1 pseudogene is annotated in these 351 nt (G+C 40.5%); it reads left to right on the forward strand.

Going from position 1 to position 351, the window contains the following annotated elements:
• Positions 1-351: pseudogene (locus tag GYB81_RS23460) on the forward strand (AAA family ATPase); the annotation flags it as partial.

Below are 351 nucleotides of genomic sequence, written 5' to 3' on the forward strand. Positions count from 1 at the left end.
GGCGAATTGAACAAAATGATGTGCCTGATGTGATGAAAGGCTGTACGCTCTATTCCCTTGATATTGGATCTTTATTAGCAGGAACCAAATATCGTGGTGATTTCGAAGAACGCTTTAAAGCGTTATTGAAAACACTTGAAAAAGATGAAAAAAGTAGCTTATTTATCGATGAAAGTCATACCATCATTGGTGCTGGTGCCGCCTCTGGTGGGCAAGTGGATGCCGATAACTTAATTAAACCACTATGATCAAGTGGTCGTATTCGTGTGATTGGTTCAACCACTTATCAAGAATTTAGGCAGATCTTTGCAAAGAATCGCGCCTTGGCTCGTCGTTTCCAAAAAATTGCTG

Source organism: Pseudomonas yangonensis (assembly GCF_009932725.1).
Classification (GTDB): Bacteria; Pseudomonadota; Gammaproteobacteria; order Pseudomonadales; family Pseudomonadaceae; genus Aquipseudomonas; species Aquipseudomonas yangonensis.